Below are 17749 nucleotides of genomic sequence, written 5' to 3' on the forward strand. Positions count from 1 at the left end.
AAAAACACTAATTTCCACGCCTAATACACTATAAAGCTCTGTAATGCGTTAGATTAATATTATTTTTGCGTTTTGTATGCATATATGCATAGTATTGATAAAAAATCAGTATAGATGAAAGTTATATCTTGGTTATCCTTATACTTGCTGGCAGGAGGAATGTCAGTAATGGCATCAGAACAGGATTCTGTGGTTATGACAGTGGCAGGAAAGCCTGTCAAAATAGATGAGTTTCTTTTTATGGCTAAGAAGAACGGGGCTGTTAATCTTTCGGATGCGAAAGAGAGAGCTTCGTTCGTTGAATTATATAAGAATTTCAAGCTGAAGGTGGCAGAAGCTGAGGCGGAAGGAGTTGACAAGACTTCGTCATTCAAGGAAGAATTGTCGGAATATCGCAGTCAGCTGATTTCGGAATTCCTTTCGGACGAGGAAGCTGAAGACCGTGTGGTAAGGGCTGAGTTCGACCGCATGAAAGAAATGGTTGAATGTAGCCATATACTTTTCAGATTGCCTGAGCAGACAGTTTCGAATGATACATTGCCTGTATATAATAAGGCAATGGAAGCTTACGAACGTATAAAAGCTGGAGAGGATTTCCAGAAGGTTGCGCAGGAATATGTTGCCGCCGATAAGGAACATGTGGCTTATGAATATGTTTACAGACTTTTGCCAATGCAGACAGTGAAGGCTTTTGAGAATGTAGTTTTCACTATGCCGGTCGGAAGTGTGACTGCTCCAGTTCGTACAAAGATGGGATTCCATATTATAAAGCTTCATTCAAAGCCTGCAAATCCGGGAAAGATTCGAGTTGCTCATATTTTACTTTCTTTCAAGAAGGATGGAAGTGCAGAGGATTCGCTTCAGGTGAAAAAGGATGCAGAGAAAATGTATGAAGAATTGATTGCCGGAGCAGACTTTGCAGAGATGGCAAAGAGCCGTTCGGCTGATGTGCAGTCTGCAAAGAGGGGCGGAGAACTTCCGGCTTTCAATCCAGGAACTATGGTGAGAGAGTTTGAGGAAGCTGCTTATGCCTTGAATAAGGAAGGCGAACTGTCGGAGCCAGTGAAATCGAAATTCGGATATCATATAATCAAACTTATATCTAAGGAAGGTTTGCCTGAGTATGACAAAGAATCAAAGAGACTGAGAAGACTAATGGCGCAGGGCGAAAGAAACTTTGAGCTATATCAGGCTTTTGACGACAGAATGAAGGCTGAGTATGGATATAAGCTGAATGAAAAATCATACGCACAGCTTCAGGCTTTGTGTGATGAGTATTTCCCGACGTCGAAAGAGTTTTATGATAAGGCTAAGGACATGAGCGATGTTTTGTTCGTGATTGACGGTAAGGAGTTTCTTCAGAAAGACTTTGTAAATTATATGCAAAGATGCCCATTCTCGACAAAGACATATTCCGGTGATTTTATGCACGAAGTGTTTGAACTTTATGTAAGGGAAATATTGACTTCAGTTGAAAAGAGTAATCTGAAGAAAAAACATCCGGAATTTGATTTGCTTATGAACGAATATCGTGACGGAATACTTTTGTTTGAGATTAGTAACAGAAAAATCTGGTCGAAACCGGCAGAAGAGCAGAAAGCTCTTGAAGAAGCCTGGATAAAAGAGCTGGAGAAGAAGTATCCTGTTGAGATAAACCAAAAAGTATTAAAAAGAATATCAAAGAAATGATAGTCAGAAATGCATTGATATGGTTGGCGGGTATTTTCTTTCTGCCCTTAATCTCGTGTACTGATAAAGCTCCGAGAAGTAAGGGGGATGCATTGGTGTCGGTAGGACAGCATACTTTGACAGCATTTGAGGTGAAAAAACTCATACCTAAAACTCTTTCGTCGCAGGACAGTCTTATGATGGCTGAAAGTTATGTGAAGAAATGGGTAAAAAATGCTCTTATATATGATTTGGCAAACAAGCATCTGGAAGATGAAAAAGAAGAAATAGACAGGCTTGTCGATGCATACCGGCAGTCGCTGATGAGTCATAAATATGAGGAAAAGCTTGTTGAAGAAAGATTGTCTGCCGAGATATCTGATAAGGAAATTTCCGACTATTATGAAACTAACAAGGAATCATTCCTGCTTGAGGAAGATATTGTGAAAGGTCTGTTTCTGAAAGTGCCTTCGGATGCGCCGGGATTGTCTGATTTAAAGAAATGGTGTAATTCGGGAGGTGACGAATTAATTGAAAAAATAGAGAAATATAGTTTGCAGAATGCGGTTATTTATGACTATTTTTACGACCGATGGATGAGCGGCGAGGAAATTGCTGAAAATATGCCGGTCAAGAAATCAGAATTTAACCGTATGCTGAAAACGGATAAACTCATTGAGGTGTCGGATTCTGCGTATTGCTATCTTCTTAAAGTCAAAGAAGTGGAATTCAAAGGAAACCGTGCGCCTTTTGATTATGCGTCGGCGCAGATAAAGGAAATACTTTTGTCGCAACGTAAATCAGAATTTCTGAGAAGTTTTGAAGAAGAAATATATAATGAGGCAATACGCAAAGGAAATGTGAAATTCCATGGCGAGGACCTCTAAAATAAATGAAAATAAAAATCGGATGAAAAAGTTATTATTTACTTTGCTTTTGGCATGCAGTATAGTGGAAGTAAAAGCTCAGGATAATGTCATTGACGAAGTTGTCTGGGTTGTAGGTGATGATGCGATTTTGCGTTCAGATGTAGAGTCACAGCGATTGTATATGTTGAATTCCGGTGAAAAGTTGGACGGCGACCCTTATTGTGTGATACCGGAACAGATGGCAATACAGAAGCTTTATTTGAATCAGGCTAAAATAGATAGTGTTGAAGTTCCCGAAGCTCAAGTTATCCAGAGTGTTGAGCAATGGATGAACTTCGTAATCAACCAGATTGGTTCAAAGGAAAAGGTTGAAGAATACTTCAATAAGAAGATGCCTCAGATTAAGGAGGAAAGAACTGAAACGATTCGCGAACAGCAGATTGTTCAGGAAATGCAGCGTAAGCTGGTAGGTGAGATTAAGCTAACACCTTCGGAGGTAAGAAAATATTTCAATGAATTACCTCAGGATAGTTTGCCAAATATTCCTTCTACAGTTGAGGTTCAGATAATAACAATGGAACCTAAGATTCCGATGGAAGAAGTTGATGCCATCAAGTCGAGATTACGTGAGTTTACTGAACAGGTTACTTCCGGTGAACGTGAATTCTCAGCCTTGGCGCGTTTGTATTCAGAAGACCCTGAATCTGCAAAAAGAGGTGGTGAACTTGGTTTTACAGGAAAAGCTTTGCTAGCTCCTGAGTTCGCAAATGTAGCTTTCAACCTTAATGATCCAAAACGTGTTTCTCAGATTGTACAGACTGAATTTGGTTATCACATTATTCAGCTTATTGAAAAAAGAGGTGACCGTATCAATTGCCGCCATATTTTGTTGAAACCGAAAGTTTCGGATTCTGAATTAACAAAGACATTGGCAAAAATGGATACATTATATAATGATTTGCAGGCTAACAAATTCTCTTTTGAAGAAGCCGCAACTTTCCTTTCTGCTGATAAAGATACGCGAAACAACAGAGGTTTGATGGTGAACCAGAATTATGAAAGTGCAAACAACGGAACACCAAAATTCGAAATGCAGGAACTTCCGCAGGAAGTAGGTAAAGTGGTTTATGAAATGAAAGTAGGAGAAATTTCCAAACCATTTACTATGATAAATAAAAGTCAGAAAGAAGTTGTAGCTATTGTTAAGCTTAAGGCAAGAACTGAGGCTCATAAGGCTAACCTTGCTGAGGACTATCAGGCTTTGAAGGCAATAGTAGAAAATAAGAAGAAAGAAGAGTTATTAAACGAGTGGATTAAGAAGCAGCAAAAAACAACCTATGTACGAATTAGTGACGGTTGGAAAAACTGCGATTTCCGTTACCCTGGTTGGATTAAGGAATGAGACTTGTTGTAAATTTAATAGTGTGTTTTCTGTGTCTGAGTTCTTATGTTTTTTCTCAGACACAAGATACATTAAAGCAGAAAAAGACTAAAGTTTATCTTGAACACGCAAATACATTGTCGTTCGATAAAGAAGTTATGGCGGATGCACAGGTGCTGAATGGTGATGTGTGCTTTCGCCATGACAGTTCATATATGTATTGCGACAGTGCATATTTCTTTGAGAAGACTAATTCCCTGGAAGCTTTCAGTAATGTGAGAATGGAACAGGGTGATACACTTTTTGTGTATGGTGATTATCTTTTCTATGACGGTAATGCCCAAATTGCATATCTTAGAAATAATGTAAGAATGGAGAACCGACAGGTTACGCTTTTCACCGATAGTCTTAATTATGAGAGAATAGCCAATATCGGTTATTATTTTGATGGCGGTCTTATTGTTGATTCGTTGAATGAGTTGTCTTCATTTTACGGACAATATTCTCCGGCAACTAAACTGGCGATATTCAATGATAGCGTTCGTCTGGAAAATCCGAACTTTACTTTGTATTCTGATACACTACATTATAATACTGACACAAAATTATCTACTATACTTGGCCCTTCTGTTATTGTTTCGGACAGTGGTGTTATACATTCTTCTTTGGGATGGTATAATACAATTGATAATACAGCAATGCTGCTTGACCGTTCGGAGATAACTTCGGGAAACAAGATTCTAATAGGTGATTCTATCGCATACGACCGTGATGCTGGTTTTGGTGAAGTGTTCGGCAGCATGTCAATTGAAGATACGTTGCAGAATGTTATGTTGCGAGGCAATTATGGATATTACAACGAGAAAACAGGTTATGCTTTTGCAACTGACAGTGCATCTTTCCTGGAATATTCGCAAGGAGATACTTTGTATCTGAGAGCTGACACTTTGGAAATGATGACTATTGACTCAACATACCGTGAAGTCAAGGCTTTTTACGGAGTACGCTTCTTCAGAACAGATATTCAGGGAGTGTGCGATTCTATGCAATTCAACTCCAGGGACTCTATATTATATATGTATAATGACCCTGTAATCTGGAATGAGCAATATCAGCTGTATGGTGATACTATACTTTTATATATGAACGATTCCACAATAGATCATGCACATGTGAAGCAATTTGCATTTGCTATACAGGAATTGGATACAGCATACTACAATCAGCTTAAAGGAAATGACCTTAAGGCTTATTTCAACGGACAAGCTGTAAGACAGATTGATGTTGAAGGAAATGCAGAGTCAATCTTTTATCCGATAGAGAATGATGGCTCAATGGTTGGACTTAATGCCACAAAAAGCGGATATCTTACTATTTGGGTAAAAGACAATAAGCTGGAAAAACTTAAAATATGGCCTTCTCCGGTCGGTTCTATGACTCCGATACCGGACTTGAAGCCTTCACAGAAAACCTTGAAAGACTTCATGTGGTTTGACTATCTTAGACCATTGAGTAAAGACGATATTTTTGTCGTTAAGAAAAGAAAAGTGCAAGACAGGCCAAAAAGAAGCAATAAATTCGTACATTAGCAGTGTGAGAGTAAACTCACGAGCAAATAAACTTTAAAACTAACGATTATGGCACTTTTTTCATTTTATAATGTTCGTAAACCTCGTCAGTTCGAGCATAAACCGATTTATTGGGATCCTCACAAGGAAGCCATGGAAGAGCGCATAAGCAAAATAAAGCGTGAGATGGGAATGGAAGAATCGCCTGAGGATTATAAACCTTCTATAAAAGGTACCTTTATCGAAGGTACAACGCATCTGAAGAGAAGCCGTGGAAGGGGAGATGATGCCCGAAGCCGACAGTATAAGAATGTGAAACTGATTGTTGCATTGGCTGTTTTGGCAGTCTTGTTTTGGTATTTATTCTGGCAATGAGTGATATAATACATCTATTGCCGGATAATATAGCCAATCAGATTGCCGCCGGCGAAGTTATACAGCGTCCGGCATCAGTTGTAAAGGAACTTGTTGAGAATGCAATAGATGCTGGAGCAAGTTCAATACAAGTTATAATAAAGGATGCCGGAAAAACATTGATTCAGGTTGTTGATAATGGAAAGGGTATGTCGGAAACGGATGCGAGAATGTCGTTCGAACGTCATGCCACTTCCAAGATTTCGTGTGTTGATGATTTGTTTTCTTTGCATACTATGGGATTCCGAGGTGAGGCTTTGGCTTCAATAGCGGCTGTTGCCCAGGTTGAATTGAGGACAAGGATTAAAGGTGCGGAATTCGGGACTAAATTACACATCTCCGGTTCGAAAGTGGAATTGTCTGAACCTGACGCTTGTGCTGAAGGTTCTGTATTCTCTGTCAAGAATCTTTTCTTCAATGTTCCAGCACGACGAAAGTTCTTGAAATCAAATGAAACAGAATTCAGACATATAATTACTGAGTTTGAACGTGTTGCTTTGGTTAACCCTTCAATTTCCATGTCGTTGTTCCATAATGATACTGAGATATTGAATCTTCCTTCTTCAGGGTTACGTCAAAGGATTGTAAATATAAATGGAAAGGCTTTCAATCAGAAATTGCTGTCGCTTGAGGCTGAAAGTTCTCTGGTTTCGATAACCGGCTTTATTGGTCGTCCGGATACAGCAACTAAACGTGGTGCTTTACAGTATTTCTTTGTTAATGGGAGATTTATGAAGCATCCGTATTTTCATAAAGCTGTAATGCAAGCTTACGACCAGCTTATTCCTCCGGGAGAAATGCCTAGTTATTTCATTTATATGAATCTTGATCCGTCCACAATAGATGTGAATATCCATCCCACAAAGACGGAAATAAAGTTTGAGAATGAACAGCCGATATGGCAAATCCTGTTGGCAGCAACTCGTGAAACTCTTGCAAAGTCCAGTGCAATACCAACTCTTGATTTCAACTCTGCAGATTCTATAGATATACCTTTGTATAATCCAACAAAAGAAACTGAGCAGAGAGAGAGACCGAGAGTTCAGTTGAATTCCGGATATAATCCTTTTAATCCTCCAGCAGCTTCTATTCCTTCATTCGGCGGTGGGGGAGAAAGAGAACATACTTCTTCAAGAAGTGAATTTGACTGGGCACAATTATATGAAAGTTTCGAATCTGATAGAGAAAAGGCAATCAATACAGATTTTGAACAGTCAGAACCTGTGGAGAAGAATATGTTTGAAGAAACATTGATGCCTTGCTATCAGTATAAGAATCATTATATAGTGACTTCGCTTAAATCTGGTTTGGCGCTTATAGATCAGCATAGGGCTCATATTCGTGTGCTTTTCGAGCAATATAAACAAAGTATATCACAGAAAAGAGGATTGTCGCAGCAGATGCTTTTCCCGGCTATTGTAGAATTTACGCCATCTGAGAATGCATACCTTCCTTTGTTGTTGGAGGATCTTTCATTTGCTGGTTTTGACCTTTCTGATTTAGGAGGTGGAAGTTATTCTATCAACGGCATTCCATCAGGAATGGAAGGAACAGACTGTGTGAAATTACTGAAGGAAATAGTTTTGAAAGCAATTGAAACAGGAAGTAAGGTTAATGATGAAGTATCAGATATGGTAGCCTTTTCTTTGGCATCTGCTCAGGCTATACCGATAGGAAAGCCAATGACTGCAAAAGAAATGGATCATTTGCTTGCCTCGCTTTTTGTATGCTCAGACTCAAATCTGACTCCGGATGGAAAAACTATTATGACTATTTTCTCTAATGACGAAATTGATAAAAGATTCGGAAGATAATAAGTAGGAGCTCATAATTAACGTGAGTTCGACGAATTCTGAACTATCTAGCAAGGCTGAAAGCCTTTTTATAGCCCAGGGCTCACGCCCTGGGCTATAAAAAGGCTTTCAGCCTTAATATTATGTCCTTTTTCCGGAATAATCCATTCTTCAAATCTGTTAGTATTTTTTTATAGAGTAATACTCTCCAAGTCATCCGGAACATATACCGGATTCTTGAATTCAAGTTTTGCTTCTTCAGTATATTTAATTTTTCTTTCTGCTATTGTTTTGTCCTCTGTATGATATAGAATGAGGTTCTTTATGCCAAGGGAAGCTGCTGTTCGTGCAGCGTCGATAGCTGTACTGTGATGTTTTTCGTAAGGCTTGAAAATATCCCTGTCTCTATATAAGCAGAAAGCTTCGCTCATCATCCAGTCGGCATTTTCTACATATTCCTTATTGTTTGGATTATATGGTTCGTCTCCCAGGAAAGCTAGTATTTTGTCTTTATCATATTCAATCCTTAATCCATATTGCTTTTCTTTTGTCGATTCAATGTCGAAACAAGTGCATTTTACTCCTGCAGCTTCGAATGAGTCTCCTTTGTCAAGTTTGTTTAGAATAATCCTGTTACCAATGAATGCTACTATTTTTTTAGGAAGAGTAGATTTGCATATCCATTCTGTAACGTTAATCACTTTGTCGTGTCCGTAAACATTAAGATTACCTGAATATGCATTCTTTTGCATTAGCTGTGCGATTGCACGGATAATCCAAACTGCACCGAGCAAATGATCTGTGTGAGCATGAGAAATGAATAATTCATGTATGTCGGTTAGCGAAATATTTGCTTTTTCTAATTGTGATAGTATTCCGTTGCCTCCGCCAGCATCGACTAAGAAAATACCTTTTTCTGTATGCAAACAAAAGCAAGTGTTATAACATTTAGTTACCGCTGCATTACCAGTCCCTAACATTGTAATCTTGGTTTCATATTTTCCCATTTTGTTTCTTACTTTATCTATATTATTAATGTATAGTTTATCTATTAGCAAAGATACATTAGAGTTTTAGTATCGAACCTTTTTTATGATATACAACATATAAATCCCATTGTTAAATAAATATAAAATAGCAAATTTCTATGGTTTGTAGACAAATAAAATATTGCAGAATGAGAACAAATGCGTAACTTTGCAACGTTTTAAGCGAGGGGTATGTAAAAACTATGTTAATCTTATGATTTATGAGTAGATATTACTATCCTTGTGCCTGAAAATAAGAATTGAAAGTTATAATATCACAATCAAAGTTTAATAAAAAAGAAAAGAAATGCCTACAATTCAGCAATTAGTTAGAAAAGGAAGGGAAACTTTGGTGGAAAAAGGTAAATCACCTGCGTTGGATTCATGTCCACAGAGACGTGGCGTTTGCGTACGTGTTTACACAACAACACCTAAGAAACCTAACTCTGCAATGCGTAAAGTAGCGAGAGTACGTTTGACAAATGGTAAAGAAGTAAACTCTTACATCCCAGGAGAAGGACACAACTTGCAGGAACACTCAATCGTTTTGGTTCGTGGTGGTCGTGTTAAGGACCTTCCAGGTGTTCGTTACCACATTGTTCGCGGTACTTTGGATACAGCTGGTGTAAATGGTCGTACACAGCGTCGTTCAAAATACGGTGCTAAGCGTCCTAAACCAGGTCAGGCTCCTGCAGCAAAGGGTAAAAAATAAGAATAACCCATTATTCCTTTCAAACTGAGAATTTAAATTTAGTATTAAAGCTGGTTTGAGTATTTGGATAGGCTAATAGGTTGAGTAAATGGTTCGGCGGAACTGTTGAAGACAAATAAAAGGCAACCAAAGAAAGAAACGAAATTTTTGAAAAGAAATGAGAAAAGCAAAACCAAAGAAAAGACAGGTATTGCCAGATCCTGTTTTCGGTGATGTAAAGGTTACGAAATTCGTTAACCATTTGATGTACGATGGCAAGAAAAATACTGCCTTCGAAATTTTCTATTCTGCTCTTGAAGCAGTTAAGGCTAAATTGCCTAATGAAGAAAAGTCTGCACTTGAAATTTGGAAAGCTGCACTTGACAATATTACCCCTCAAGTTGAAGTTAAATCACGCCGTGTCGGTGGAGCTACATTCCAGGTACCTACTGAGATTCGCCCGGATCGTAAAGAGTCAATCTCTATGAAGAACCTTATCATCTTCGCTCGTAAGCGTGGTGGTAAAACTATGTCTGATAAGTTGTCTGCTGAAATCGTTGATGCATTCAACAATCAGGGTGGTGCGTTTAAGAGAAAAGAAGATATGCACCGTATGGCTGAAGCTAACCGTGCATTCGCTCACTTCAGATTTTAATTTATCAAATTAAGGAGATTTTATACATGGCAACAAAAGCTGACGAACAATTGAAGTATACCAGAAACATCGGTATCATGGCGCACATCGATGCAGGAAAGACTACAACTTCAGAACGTATTCTTTTCTATACTGGTCTGACTCACAAAATTGGTGAAGTTCATGACGGTGCTGCAACTATGGACTGGATGGAGCAGGAACAGGAACGTGGTATCACTATCACATCTGCTGCTACTACAACATTCTGGAAGTATGCTAATGATAAATATAAAATTAACTTGATTGACACTCCGGGACACGTAGACTTTACTGTAGAAGTTGAACGTTCATTGCGTATCTTGGATGGTGCTGTAGCTGCATTCTGTGCTGTTGGTGGTGTAGAACCTCAGTCAGAAACAGTATGGCGTCAGGCTGATAAATATAATGTACCTCGTATCGGTTATGTAAACAAAATGGACCGTTCTGGTGCAAACTTCTTTGAAGTAGTTCGCCAGGTTAAGGATGTTTTGGGTGCTAATCCTTGTCCAATTCAGATTCCAATCGGTGCTGAAGAAACTTTCCGTGGTGTTGTTGACTTGGTTAGAATGAAAGCTATCCTTTGGCACGATGAAACTATGGGAGCTGAATATTCAGTAGAAGATATTCCTGCAGAATTGCAGGCTGAAGCTGAAGAATGGAGAGACAAAATGTTGGAAGTATTGGCTGAATGTGATGATGCTTTGATGGAAAAATACTTTGATGATCCTTCAACAATTACTGAAGATGAAATCAAGGCTGCTATCCGCAAAGGTACATTGTCAATGGCTATCAACCCAATGATTTGTGGTTCTTCATTCAAGAACAAAGGTGTTCAGACATTGCTTGATGCAGTTTGTGCATATTTGCCAAGCCCTGAAGATACTCCTGCAATTGAAGGTACTGATCCAAGAGATCCTGATAAGGTTGTTGTTCGCAAGCCATTGTTTGAAGAACCATTGACAGCATTGGCATTTAAGATTGCTACTGACCCATATGTAGGTCGTTTGTGCTTCTTCCGTGTATATTCAGGTTCTATGAACGCTGGTTCATATGTTTTGAATACTCGTTCTGGTAAGAAAGAACGTATTTCTCGTTTGTTCCAGATGCACTCTAACAAACAGAACCCAATGGAAGTTATCGGTTGTGGTGATATAGGTGCAGGTGTAGGTTTCAAAGATATCCGTACAGGTGATACATTGTGTGACGAAGAACATCCAATCACACTTGAATCAATGGAATTCCCAGAACCAGTTATTGGTATTGCTGTTGAACCTAAGACTCAGAAAGACTTGGATAAATTGGGTATGGGATTGGCTAAGTTGGCTGAAGAAGACCCAACATTCCGTGTTCAGACTAACGAGGAAACAGGTCAGACAGTTATCAGCGGTATGGGTGAGTTGCACTTGGATATCATTATCGACCGTTTGAAACGTGAATTCAAGGTTGAATGTAATCAGGGTAAACCTCAGGTTACTTACAAAGAAGCAATTACTCAGCCAGTTGAATTGCGTGAAGTATATAAGAAACAGTCTGGTGGTCGTGGTAAGTTCGCTGATATCATCGTTCGCATCGAACCAGCTTCAGAAGGTTTCGAAGGCACTTTGGAATTCATCGATGAAGTTAAGGGTGGTAACGTTCCAAAAGAATTCATCCCTTCAGTTCAGAAAGGTTTCGAAAAAGCAATGAAGAATGGTGTTTTGGCTGGATACCCACTTGATAAGTTGAAAGTAACTTTGATCGATGGTTCATATCACCCAGTAGACTCTGACCAGTTGTCATTCGAAATCGCAGCTATCCAGGCATTCAAGAATGCATGTGAAAAAGCTGGTCCTTGTTTGATGGAACCAATCATGCAGATGGAAGTTGTTACTCCTGAAGAAAGCATGGGTGATGTAATCGGTGACTTGAACAAACGTCGTGGTCAGGTTGAAGGTATGGAATCAAGCCGTACAGGTGCTCGTATCGTAAAAGCTAAAGTTCCATTGGCTGAAACATTCGGTTATGTAACAGCTTTGCGTACTATCACTTCAGGTCGTGCAACATCTTCAATGCAGTTCTCTCACTATGCTCAGGTATCTTCTTCTATTGCTAAGCAGGTATTGACAGAAGTTCAGGGACGTGCTGATTTGATCAAATAATGTTTCGAAATTCATAAAATAAAAAATATGAGCCAAAAGATCAGAATTAAATTGAAGTCTTATGATTATTCTTTGGTTGATAAGTCAGCTGAGAAAATCGTAAAGACTGTAAAGGCTACAGGTGCAGTTGTTAGCGGTCCAATTCCTCTTCCAACACACAAACGTATCTTTACTGTGAACCGCTCAACTTTCGTAAACAAGAAATCTCGTGAGCAGTTCGAATTGTCATCTTATAAGAGATTAATCGACATCTACAGTTCAACAGCAAAAACAGTTGACGCATTGATGAAACTGGAATTGCCAAGTGGTGTAGAAGTAGAAATTAAAGTGTAAGTATTTAAATTTTAAGTGAAATGCCAGGATTATTAGGAAAGAAAATCGGAATGACATCCGTTTTCAGTGCCGAGGGAAAAAATCTTCCATGCACTGTTATCGAAGTAGGTCCTTGTGTTGTTACACAGATCAAAACTTTGGAAAATGATGGCTACGAAGCTTTGCAGCTTGGTTTTGTTGACAAAAAAGAAAAGCATACAACAAAACCTGAAATGGGTCACTTCCAGAAAGCAGGTGTAACTCCCAAGAGATACTTGGCCGAGTTCAAAAATTTTGAAGGCGAATACAAACTGGGTGATGTAATCACAGTTGACTTCTTGGAAGATGCAGGCTTCGTTGATGTAGTAGGTACTTCTAAGGGTAAAGGTTTCCAGGGTGTAGTTAAACGTCATGGTTTTGGTGGTGTAGGTCAGACTACTCACGGTCAGCACAACCGTGCTCGTAAGCCGGGTTCTATCGGTGCTTGTTCTTACCCTGCAAAGGTATTCAAGGGCATGCGCATGGGTGGACACATGGGTAACGAACGTGTAACTATCCAGAACTTGCAGGTGATCAAGGTAATGCCGGAACATAATCTTCTTTTGTTGAAGGGTTCTGTTCCAGGAGCAAAAGGTTCAATCTTATTAATTCAAAAGTAATGGAACTGAGCGTATTAAATATTAAAGGTGAAGATACCGGAAGAAAGGTAACTTTGAACGATGCTATCTTCGGCATTGAACCGAATGATCATGCGATCTACTTGGACGTTAAGCAGTTTTTGGCTAATCAGCGTCAGGGAACACATAAGTCAAAAGAAAGAAGTGAAGTATCAGGTAGTACACGTAAATTAATCCGCCAGAAAGGTGGTGGTGGTGCACGCCGTGGTGATATCAATTCTCCTCTTTTGGTAGGTGGTGGCCGTGTTTTCGGTCCTCGTCCACGTACTTATGAGTTCAAATTGAACAAGAAAGTAAAGAGCTTGGCTCGTAAGTCAGCTTTGTCTTACAAAGCACAGAATAATGCAATTGTTGTAGTTGAAGACTTCACTATGGAAGCTCCTAAAACTAAAGAATTTATAACAATTGCTAAAAACCTAAAAGTTGCTGACAAAAAGCTGCTTATGGTTTTACCAGAGAAGAATAATTGTGTATATTTGTCTGCTCGCAATTTGAACAAGGCAAATATTGTAACAGTATCAGATCTTAACACTTATAACGTGCTTGATGCAGCTAATGTTGTTTTGACTGAAAGTTCTGTTGCAGCTATTGAAAAACTGTTTAACGCATAAGGAGTAAAGAAATGGGAATTATCATTAAGCCTATAGTAACTGAGAAGCAGACAGCGATTACAGAAAAGTTCGCTAATCGTTTTGGTTTTCGCGTTTCTCCTAATGCCAACAAATTGGAGATCAAAAAAGCAGTAGAAAGCATGTATAACGTTACAGTAGTTGATGTGAATACCATTAACTACTCTGGTAAGAAAAAAAGCCGTTATACTAAGTCTGGTATCATCAATGGTAAGCAGGCAGCTTTCAAGAAAGCAATCGTAACGTTGAAAGAAGGAGAAACAATTGATTTCTTTAGTAATATCTAAAAAAAGAAATGGGAATACGTAAATTAAAGCCCACAACACCGGGGCAGAGACACAAAGTTATTGGTGCATTTGATAAAATCACTGCAAGTACACCAGAGAAGTCTCTTGTAGTAGGTAAGAAAAGTACAGGTGGTCGTAACAACACTGGTAAAATGACAATGCGTTACATCGGTGGCGGTCACAAACAGAAGTACAGATTTATCGATTTCAAGAGAAACAAAGATGGCATTCCTGCAACAGTTAAATCAATCGAGTACGATCCAAACCGTACATCACGTATTGCACTGTTGTATTACGCTGACGGAGCTAAAAGTTATATCATCGCTCCTAATGGATTGGAAGTTGGCCAGACAGTGGTTTCAGGTAGCGATGCAGCTCCTGAGGTAGGTAATACTTTGCCAATGGCAAATATACCTGTAGGTACAATTATTCACAATATTGAGCTTCGTCCTGGACAGGGTGCTAAATTAGTGCGTTCTGCAGGTGCTTTCGCTCAGCTGACTTCAAAAGAAGGTGCTTATGCAATCATTAAGATGCCTTCTGGTGAAACTAGAAAGATTCTTGCCGCTTGTAAAGCTACAATCGGTGCAGTAGGTAACTCAGACCATGGTCTTGAAAAATCAGGTAAAGCCGGTCGTTCTAGATGGTTAGGTCGTCGTCCACACAACCGTGGTGTTGTAATGAACCCAGTTGATCACCCAATGGGTGGTGGTGAAGGACGTGCTTCAGGAGGTCATCCAAGATCACGCAATGGCTTGTATGCTAAGGGCTTGAAGACAAGAGCTCCGAAGAAACATTCTTCAAAATATATTATTGAAAGAAGAAAGAAATAATCTGATTAATTGAGTAAACTATGAGTCGTTCATTAAAAAAAGGCCCGTATATTAATGTAAAGCTTGAAAAGAAAGTTCTTGCAATGAATGAATCAGGCAAGAAAGCTGTAGTTAAGACATGGGCAAGAGCTTCAATGATTTCGCCTGATTTTGTAGGCCATACTATTGCAGTTCATAATGGAAATAAATTTATTCCTGTTTTTGTAACCGAAAATATGGTTGGTCATAAGTTAGGAGAATTCTCTCCAACTCGTACATTCCGTGGCCATGCCGGTAACAAGAAAAAATAATCGGTAAGCAGGAATCTAACAACTGAAAAAAAAGAATCTAAAAAATGGGTGCTAGAAAAAGAATATCAGCTGAAGCAAGAAAAGAAGCCCAAAAGACCATGTACTTCGCAAAATTGCGCAACGTACCTACTTCTCCTCGCAAAATGCGTTTGGTAGTAGACATGGTTCGTGGAATGGAAGTATTCCGTGCACTTGGTATTTTGAAGTTTTCTAATAAAGAAGCTGCAGCAAGAGTAGAAAAGTTGCTTCGTTCAGCAATTGCCAATTGGGAGCAGAAAAATGAACGTAAAGCAGAAGCAGGTGAGTTGTATATTTCTTCAATCAGTGTTGATTGTGCAACAACTTTGAAGAGAATGCGTCCTGCTCCTCAGGGAAGAGGTTACAGAATTCGCAAACGTTCGAACCATGTAACTCTGTTTGTAGATACACTTAGTAAAAAAGATACTCAAAATTAATTTGTAGATGGGACAAAAAGTTAATCCGGTTAGTAATCGTTTAGGAATCATCCGTGGTTGGGATTCCAATTGGTATGGCGGCAAAAATTACGGAGATACTTTGTTAGAAGATAGCAAAATCCGTAAGTATCTTAATGCCCGTCTTGCAAAAGCAAGTGTATCTCGTATCGTTATCGAACGTACGTTGAAGTTGATAACAATCACAGTTTGTACATCTCGTCCAGGTATCATCATCGGTAAAGGTGGTCAGGAAGTTGACAAGTTGAAAGAAGAGTTGAAGAAGATCACTGATAAGGATGTTCAGATCAATATCTTTGAAGTTAAAAGACCTGAATTGGACGCTGTAATTGTTGCAAACAATATTGCTCGTCAGCTTGAAGGTAAAATTGCATACCGTCGTGCTATCAAAATGGCTATAGCATCTACTATGAGAATGGGTGCAGAAGGTATCAAAATTCAAGTTTCTGGTCGTTTGAATGGAGCAGAAATGGCTCGTTCAGAAATGTATAAGGAAGGTAGAACTCCGTTGCACACATTCAGAGCAGATATCGATTATGCTTTGGCTGAAGCGTTGACAAAGGTTGGTTTGCTGGGTGTTAAGGTTTGGATCTGCCGTGGTGAAGTATATGGTAAGCGTGATCTTGCTCCTTCATTCACTGCTGCAAAAGAATCTGGCCGTAGAAATGAAGCCGGTGGCAACAGAGATAAAAACTTCAAGAGAAAAAAAGCTAATCGTTAAACGTTAGAATTTAAGTAGAGATGTTACAACCTAAGAAAACCAAGTTCAGAAGACAGCAGAAGGGCCGCATGAAGGGTGAAGCTCAGCGCGGTAATCAGCTTGCCTTCGGATCATTTGGAATAAAGTCATTAGAAAATAAATGGATTACCGGTCGTCAGATCGAAGCTGCCCGTATTGCTGTAACACGTTACATGCAGCGTCAGGGTCAGGTTTGGGTTCGTATTTTCCCAGACAAACCAATCACTAAGAAGCCTGCTGAAGTGCGTATGGGTAAAGGTAAAGGTAATCCAGAAGGATTTGTTGCTCCTGTTACTCCAGGTCGTCTTATTTTCGAAATCGAAGGTGTTCCTTTCGATGTTGCTAAAGAAGCTTTGCGTTTAGCAGCTCAGAAGCTTCCTGTAACAACAAAGTTTGTTGTGAGACGTGATTATGATATGCAAAATCAAAATGCGTAATTGGTTATGAAGATTGCAGAAATTAGAGAATTAAGCACAAGCGAGTTGCTTGAAAGAGTAAATGCAGAGGTTGCTGCTTACGAAGCTAAGTTGATTAACCACAGCATTACTCCGAGTGAAAATCCTGCTCAGATTAAACAACAACGCAGGATGATTGCGCGCATGAAAACTGAATTGCGCCAGAGAGAACTTAACAACAAATAATTGAGCCTGATGGAAACTAGAAATTTAAGAAAAGAAAGAACGGGCGTGGTTACTAGCAACAAGATGGAAAAAACTATCACAGTTGCTATTAAATGGAAAGAAAAACATCCCATTTATGGTAAGTTCGTTAATAAGACGAAGAAATATCATGCTCACGACGAAAAGAATGAATGCAACATTGGCGATACCGTAAGAATTATGGAAACTCGTCCTTTGAGCAAAACAAAAAGATGGAGATTAGTTCAAATAATCGAAAGGGCTAAGTAACATGATACAACAAGAATCAAGATTAGTAGTAGCTGATAATAGCGGTGCAAAAGAAGCTTTGTGTATCCGCGTTTTGGGTGGTACTAGAAAGCGTTATGCTACAGTAGGTGATATTATCGTAGTAGCTATTAAGAGCGTTATCCCATCAAGTGATGTAAAGAAGGGTGCCGTTTCTAAAGCTGTTATAGTTCGCACAAAGAAAGAAATCCGCCGTCCGGATGGTTCTTACATCCGTTTTGATGATAATGCATGTGTGTTGTTGAATGCGAGCGGTGATATTCGTGGTAGCCGTATTTTCGGTCCGGTTGCCAGAGAACTTCGTGCAACAAACATGAAAATTGTTTCTCTTGCACCAGAAGTACTTTAATATTTCGTAAA

The 17749-nt window shown here is 39.1% G+C and carries 22 protein-coding genes; 21 read left to right on the forward strand and 1 reads right to left on the reverse strand.

Annotation, left to right across the window (positions count from 1 at the left end; translation table 11 throughout):
- Positions 1 to 114 precede the first annotated feature (114 nt).
- Genes ACYIAR_RS11630 through mutL form a run of 6 tightly spaced genes read left to right on the forward strand, consistent with a single transcriptional unit; the run spans position 115 to position 7714 of the window.
- Positions 115 to 1689, forward strand: coding sequence for a peptidylprolyl isomerase (locus tag ACYIAR_RS11630; protein WP_480329724.1), 1575 nt, complete (start codon positions 115 to 117; stop codon positions 1687 to 1689).
- On the forward strand, positions 1686 to 2555 hold the full coding sequence (locus ACYIAR_RS11635; protein WP_480329725.1) for a peptidyl-prolyl cis-trans isomerase: 870 nt from the start codon (positions 1686 to 1688) through the stop codon (positions 2553 to 2555). The genes ACYIAR_RS11630 and ACYIAR_RS11635 overlap by 4 nt, the downstream gene beginning before the upstream one ends.
- Before the next feature lie 22 nt (positions 2556 to 2577).
- The gene (locus ACYIAR_RS11640; protein ID WP_480329726.1) at positions 2578 to 3939 is read left to right on the forward strand and encodes a peptidylprolyl isomerase; all 1362 of its coding nucleotides are present in this window, start codon (positions 2578 to 2580) and stop codon (positions 3937 to 3939) included.
- Positions 3936 to 5507: an OstA-like protein gene (locus ACYIAR_RS11645; protein ID WP_480329727.1), complete on the forward strand. Its 1572-nt coding sequence runs from the start codon at positions 3936 to 3938 to the stop codon at positions 5505 to 5507. The genes ACYIAR_RS11640 and ACYIAR_RS11645 overlap by 4 nt, the downstream gene beginning before the upstream one ends.
- 48 nt (positions 5508 to 5555) lie before the next feature.
- Positions 5556 to 5861, forward strand: coding sequence for a hypothetical protein (locus tag ACYIAR_RS11650; protein ID WP_480329728.1), 306 nt, complete (start codon positions 5556 to 5558; stop codon positions 5859 to 5861).
- Positions 5858 to 7714, forward strand: a complete 1857-nt coding sequence (gene mutL / locus ACYIAR_RS11655; RefSeq protein ID WP_480329729.1) for a DNA mismatch repair endonuclease MutL — start codon at positions 5858 to 5860, stop codon at positions 7712 to 7714. The genes ACYIAR_RS11650 and mutL overlap by 4 nt, the downstream gene beginning before the upstream one ends.
- A 170-nt stretch (positions 7715 to 7884) precedes the next feature.
- On the opposite strand, the gene ACYIAR_RS11660 is transcribed toward mutL, so the two are convergent.
- Entirely contained in the window at positions 7885 to 8700 is an 816-nt protein-coding gene (locus ACYIAR_RS11660) for an MBL fold metallo-hydrolase (protein ID WP_480329730.1), read from the reverse strand.
- Between the two features lie 328 nt (positions 8701 to 9028).
- On the opposite strand from ACYIAR_RS11660, the gene rpsL reads away from it, so the two are divergent.
- From rpsL to rplN, 15 genes are all read left to right on the forward strand, one after another.
- Positions 9029 to 9433 (forward strand): 30S ribosomal protein S12, encoded by a 405-nt coding sequence (rpsL, locus tag ACYIAR_RS11665; RefSeq protein ID WP_480329731.1) that lies wholly within the window; start codon positions 9029 to 9031, stop codon positions 9431 to 9433.
- 157 nt (positions 9434 to 9590) lie between these two features.
- Positions 9591 to 10067, forward strand: a complete 477-nt coding sequence (gene rpsG / locus ACYIAR_RS11670) for a 30S ribosomal protein S7 (RefSeq protein ID WP_480329732.1) — start codon at positions 9591 to 9593, stop codon at positions 10065 to 10067.
- A gap of 26 nt (positions 10068 to 10093) precedes the next feature.
- Positions 10094 to 12223 carry an elongation factor G gene (fusA, locus tag ACYIAR_RS11675; protein WP_480329733.1) on the forward strand — a complete coding sequence of 710 codons (2130 nt, stop codon included), beginning with the start codon at positions 10094 to 10096 and terminating at the stop codon, positions 12221 to 12223.
- Between the two features lie 27 nt (positions 12224 to 12250).
- Positions 12251 to 12556: a 30S ribosomal protein S10 gene (gene rpsJ, locus ACYIAR_RS11680; RefSeq protein WP_005634728.1), complete on the forward strand. Its 306-nt coding sequence runs from the start codon at positions 12251 to 12253 to the stop codon at positions 12554 to 12556.
- 20 nt (positions 12557 to 12576) lie between these two features.
- A complete protein-coding gene (rplC, locus tag ACYIAR_RS11685; protein ID WP_480329734.1) occupies positions 12577 to 13194 on the forward strand; it encodes a 50S ribosomal protein L3 in 618 nt (205 codons plus the stop codon).
- Complete coding sequence (gene rplD, locus ACYIAR_RS11690; protein WP_480329735.1) at positions 13194 to 13823, forward strand: 50S ribosomal protein L4; 630 nt, start codon at positions 13194 to 13196, stop codon at positions 13821 to 13823. Before rplC ends, rplD begins: the two co-directional genes overlap by 1 nt.
- Before the next feature lie 11 nt (positions 13824 to 13834).
- On the forward strand, positions 13835 to 14128 hold the full coding sequence (rplW, locus tag ACYIAR_RS11695) for a 50S ribosomal protein L23 (protein ID WP_480329736.1): 294 nt from the start codon (positions 13835 to 13837) through the stop codon (positions 14126 to 14128).
- Between the two features lie 8 nt (positions 14129 to 14136).
- Positions 14137 to 14961: a 50S ribosomal protein L2 gene (rplB, locus tag ACYIAR_RS11700; protein WP_480329737.1), complete on the forward strand. Its 825-nt coding sequence runs from the start codon at positions 14137 to 14139 to the stop codon at positions 14959 to 14961.
- A gap of 20 nt (positions 14962 to 14981) precedes the next feature.
- Positions 14982 to 15251, forward strand: coding sequence for a 30S ribosomal protein S19 (rpsS, locus tag ACYIAR_RS11705; RefSeq protein ID WP_005634738.1), 270 nt, complete (start codon positions 14982 to 14984; stop codon positions 15249 to 15251).
- Positions 15252 to 15295: 44 nt separating this feature from the next.
- Complete coding sequence (rplV, locus tag ACYIAR_RS11710) at positions 15296 to 15706, forward strand: 50S ribosomal protein L22 (RefSeq protein WP_480329738.1); 411 nt, start codon at positions 15296 to 15298, stop codon at positions 15704 to 15706.
- A gap of 7 nt (positions 15707 to 15713) precedes the next feature.
- The gene (gene rpsC, locus ACYIAR_RS11715; RefSeq protein WP_480329739.1) at positions 15714 to 16445 is read left to right on the forward strand and encodes a 30S ribosomal protein S3; all 732 of its coding nucleotides are present in this window, start codon (positions 15714 to 15716) and stop codon (positions 16443 to 16445) included.
- A 20-nt stretch (positions 16446 to 16465) separates the two neighbouring features.
- Positions 16466 to 16900: a 50S ribosomal protein L16 gene (gene rplP, locus ACYIAR_RS11720; protein ID WP_480329740.1), complete on the forward strand. Its 435-nt coding sequence runs from the start codon at positions 16466 to 16468 to the stop codon at positions 16898 to 16900.
- Between the two features lie 6 nt (positions 16901 to 16906).
- Positions 16907 to 17104 carry a 50S ribosomal protein L29 gene (gene rpmC, locus ACYIAR_RS11725; RefSeq protein WP_480329741.1) on the forward strand — a complete coding sequence of 66 codons (198 nt, stop codon included), beginning with the start codon at positions 16907 to 16909 and terminating at the stop codon, positions 17102 to 17104.
- A gap of 9 nt (positions 17105 to 17113) precedes the next feature.
- On the forward strand, positions 17114 to 17371 hold the full coding sequence (rpsQ, locus tag ACYIAR_RS11730; RefSeq protein ID WP_480329742.1) for a 30S ribosomal protein S17: 258 nt from the start codon (positions 17114 to 17116) through the stop codon (positions 17369 to 17371).
- 1 nt (position 17372) lies between these two features.
- Complete coding sequence (gene rplN, locus ACYIAR_RS11735) at positions 17373 to 17738, forward strand: 50S ribosomal protein L14 (protein ID WP_480329743.1); 366 nt, start codon at positions 17373 to 17375, stop codon at positions 17736 to 17738.
- Positions 17739 to 17749 lie beyond the last annotated feature (11 nt).

The sequence above is a fragment of the Parabacteroides sp. KHUB-01 genome (assembly GCF_056640935.1).

Excerpts from the sequence above, each read along its gene's own strand:
- ACYIAR_RS11630 (WP_480329724.1), top strand. The coding sequence starts at position 115 with ATGAAAGTTATATCTTGGTTATCCTTATACTTGCTGGCAGGAGGAATG.
- ACYIAR_RS11635 (WP_480329725.1), top strand. The coding sequence starts at position 1,686 with ATGATAGTCAGAAATGCATTGATATGGTTGGCGGGTATTTTCTTTCTG.
- ACYIAR_RS11640 (WP_480329726.1), top strand. The coding sequence starts at position 2,578 with ATGAAAAAGTTATTATTTACTTTGCTTTTGGCATGCAGTATAGTGGAA.
- ACYIAR_RS11645 (WP_480329727.1), top strand. The coding sequence starts at position 3,936 with ATGAGACTTGTTGTAAATTTAATAGTGTGTTTTCTGTGTCTGAGTTCT.
- ACYIAR_RS11650 (WP_480329728.1), top strand. The coding sequence starts at position 5,556 with ATGGCACTTTTTTCATTTTATAATGTTCGTAAACCTCGTCAGTTCGAG.
- mutL (WP_480329729.1), top strand. The coding sequence starts at position 5,858 with ATGAGTGATATAATACATCTATTGCCGGATAATATAGCCAATCAGATT.
- ACYIAR_RS11660 (WP_480329730.1), bottom strand. The coding sequence starts at position 8,700 with ATGGGAAAATATGAAACCAAGATTACAATGTTAGGGACTGGTAATGCA.
- rpsL (WP_480329731.1), top strand. The coding sequence starts at position 9,029 with ATGCCTACAATTCAGCAATTAGTTAGAAAAGGAAGGGAAACTTTGGTG.
- rpsG (WP_480329732.1), top strand. The coding sequence starts at position 9,591 with ATGAGAAAAGCAAAACCAAAGAAAAGACAGGTATTGCCAGATCCTGTT.
- fusA (WP_480329733.1), top strand. The coding sequence starts at position 10,094 with ATGGCAACAAAAGCTGACGAACAATTGAAGTATACCAGAAACATCGGT.
- rpsJ (WP_005634728.1), top strand. The coding sequence starts at position 12,251 with ATGAGCCAAAAGATCAGAATTAAATTGAAGTCTTATGATTATTCTTTG.
- rplC (WP_480329734.1), top strand. The coding sequence starts at position 12,577 with ATGCCAGGATTATTAGGAAAGAAAATCGGAATGACATCCGTTTTCAGT.
- rplD (WP_480329735.1), top strand. The coding sequence starts at position 13,194 with ATGGAACTGAGCGTATTAAATATTAAAGGTGAAGATACCGGAAGAAAG.
- rplW (WP_480329736.1), top strand. The coding sequence starts at position 13,835 with ATGGGAATTATCATTAAGCCTATAGTAACTGAGAAGCAGACAGCGATT.
- rplB (WP_480329737.1), top strand. The coding sequence starts at position 14,137 with ATGGGAATACGTAAATTAAAGCCCACAACACCGGGGCAGAGACACAAA.
- rpsS (WP_005634738.1), top strand. The coding sequence starts at position 14,982 with ATGAGTCGTTCATTAAAAAAAGGCCCGTATATTAATGTAAAGCTTGAA.
- rplV (WP_480329738.1), top strand. The coding sequence starts at position 15,296 with ATGGGTGCTAGAAAAAGAATATCAGCTGAAGCAAGAAAAGAAGCCCAA.
- rpsC (WP_480329739.1), top strand. The coding sequence starts at position 15,714 with ATGGGACAAAAAGTTAATCCGGTTAGTAATCGTTTAGGAATCATCCGT.
- rplP (WP_480329740.1), top strand. The coding sequence starts at position 16,466 with ATGTTACAACCTAAGAAAACCAAGTTCAGAAGACAGCAGAAGGGCCGC.
- rpmC (WP_480329741.1), top strand. The coding sequence starts at position 16,907 with ATGAAGATTGCAGAAATTAGAGAATTAAGCACAAGCGAGTTGCTTGAA.
- rpsQ (WP_480329742.1), top strand. The coding sequence starts at position 17,114 with ATGGAAACTAGAAATTTAAGAAAAGAAAGAACGGGCGTGGTTACTAGC.
- rplN (WP_480329743.1), top strand. The coding sequence starts at position 17,373 with ATGATACAACAAGAATCAAGATTAGTAGTAGCTGATAATAGCGGTGCA.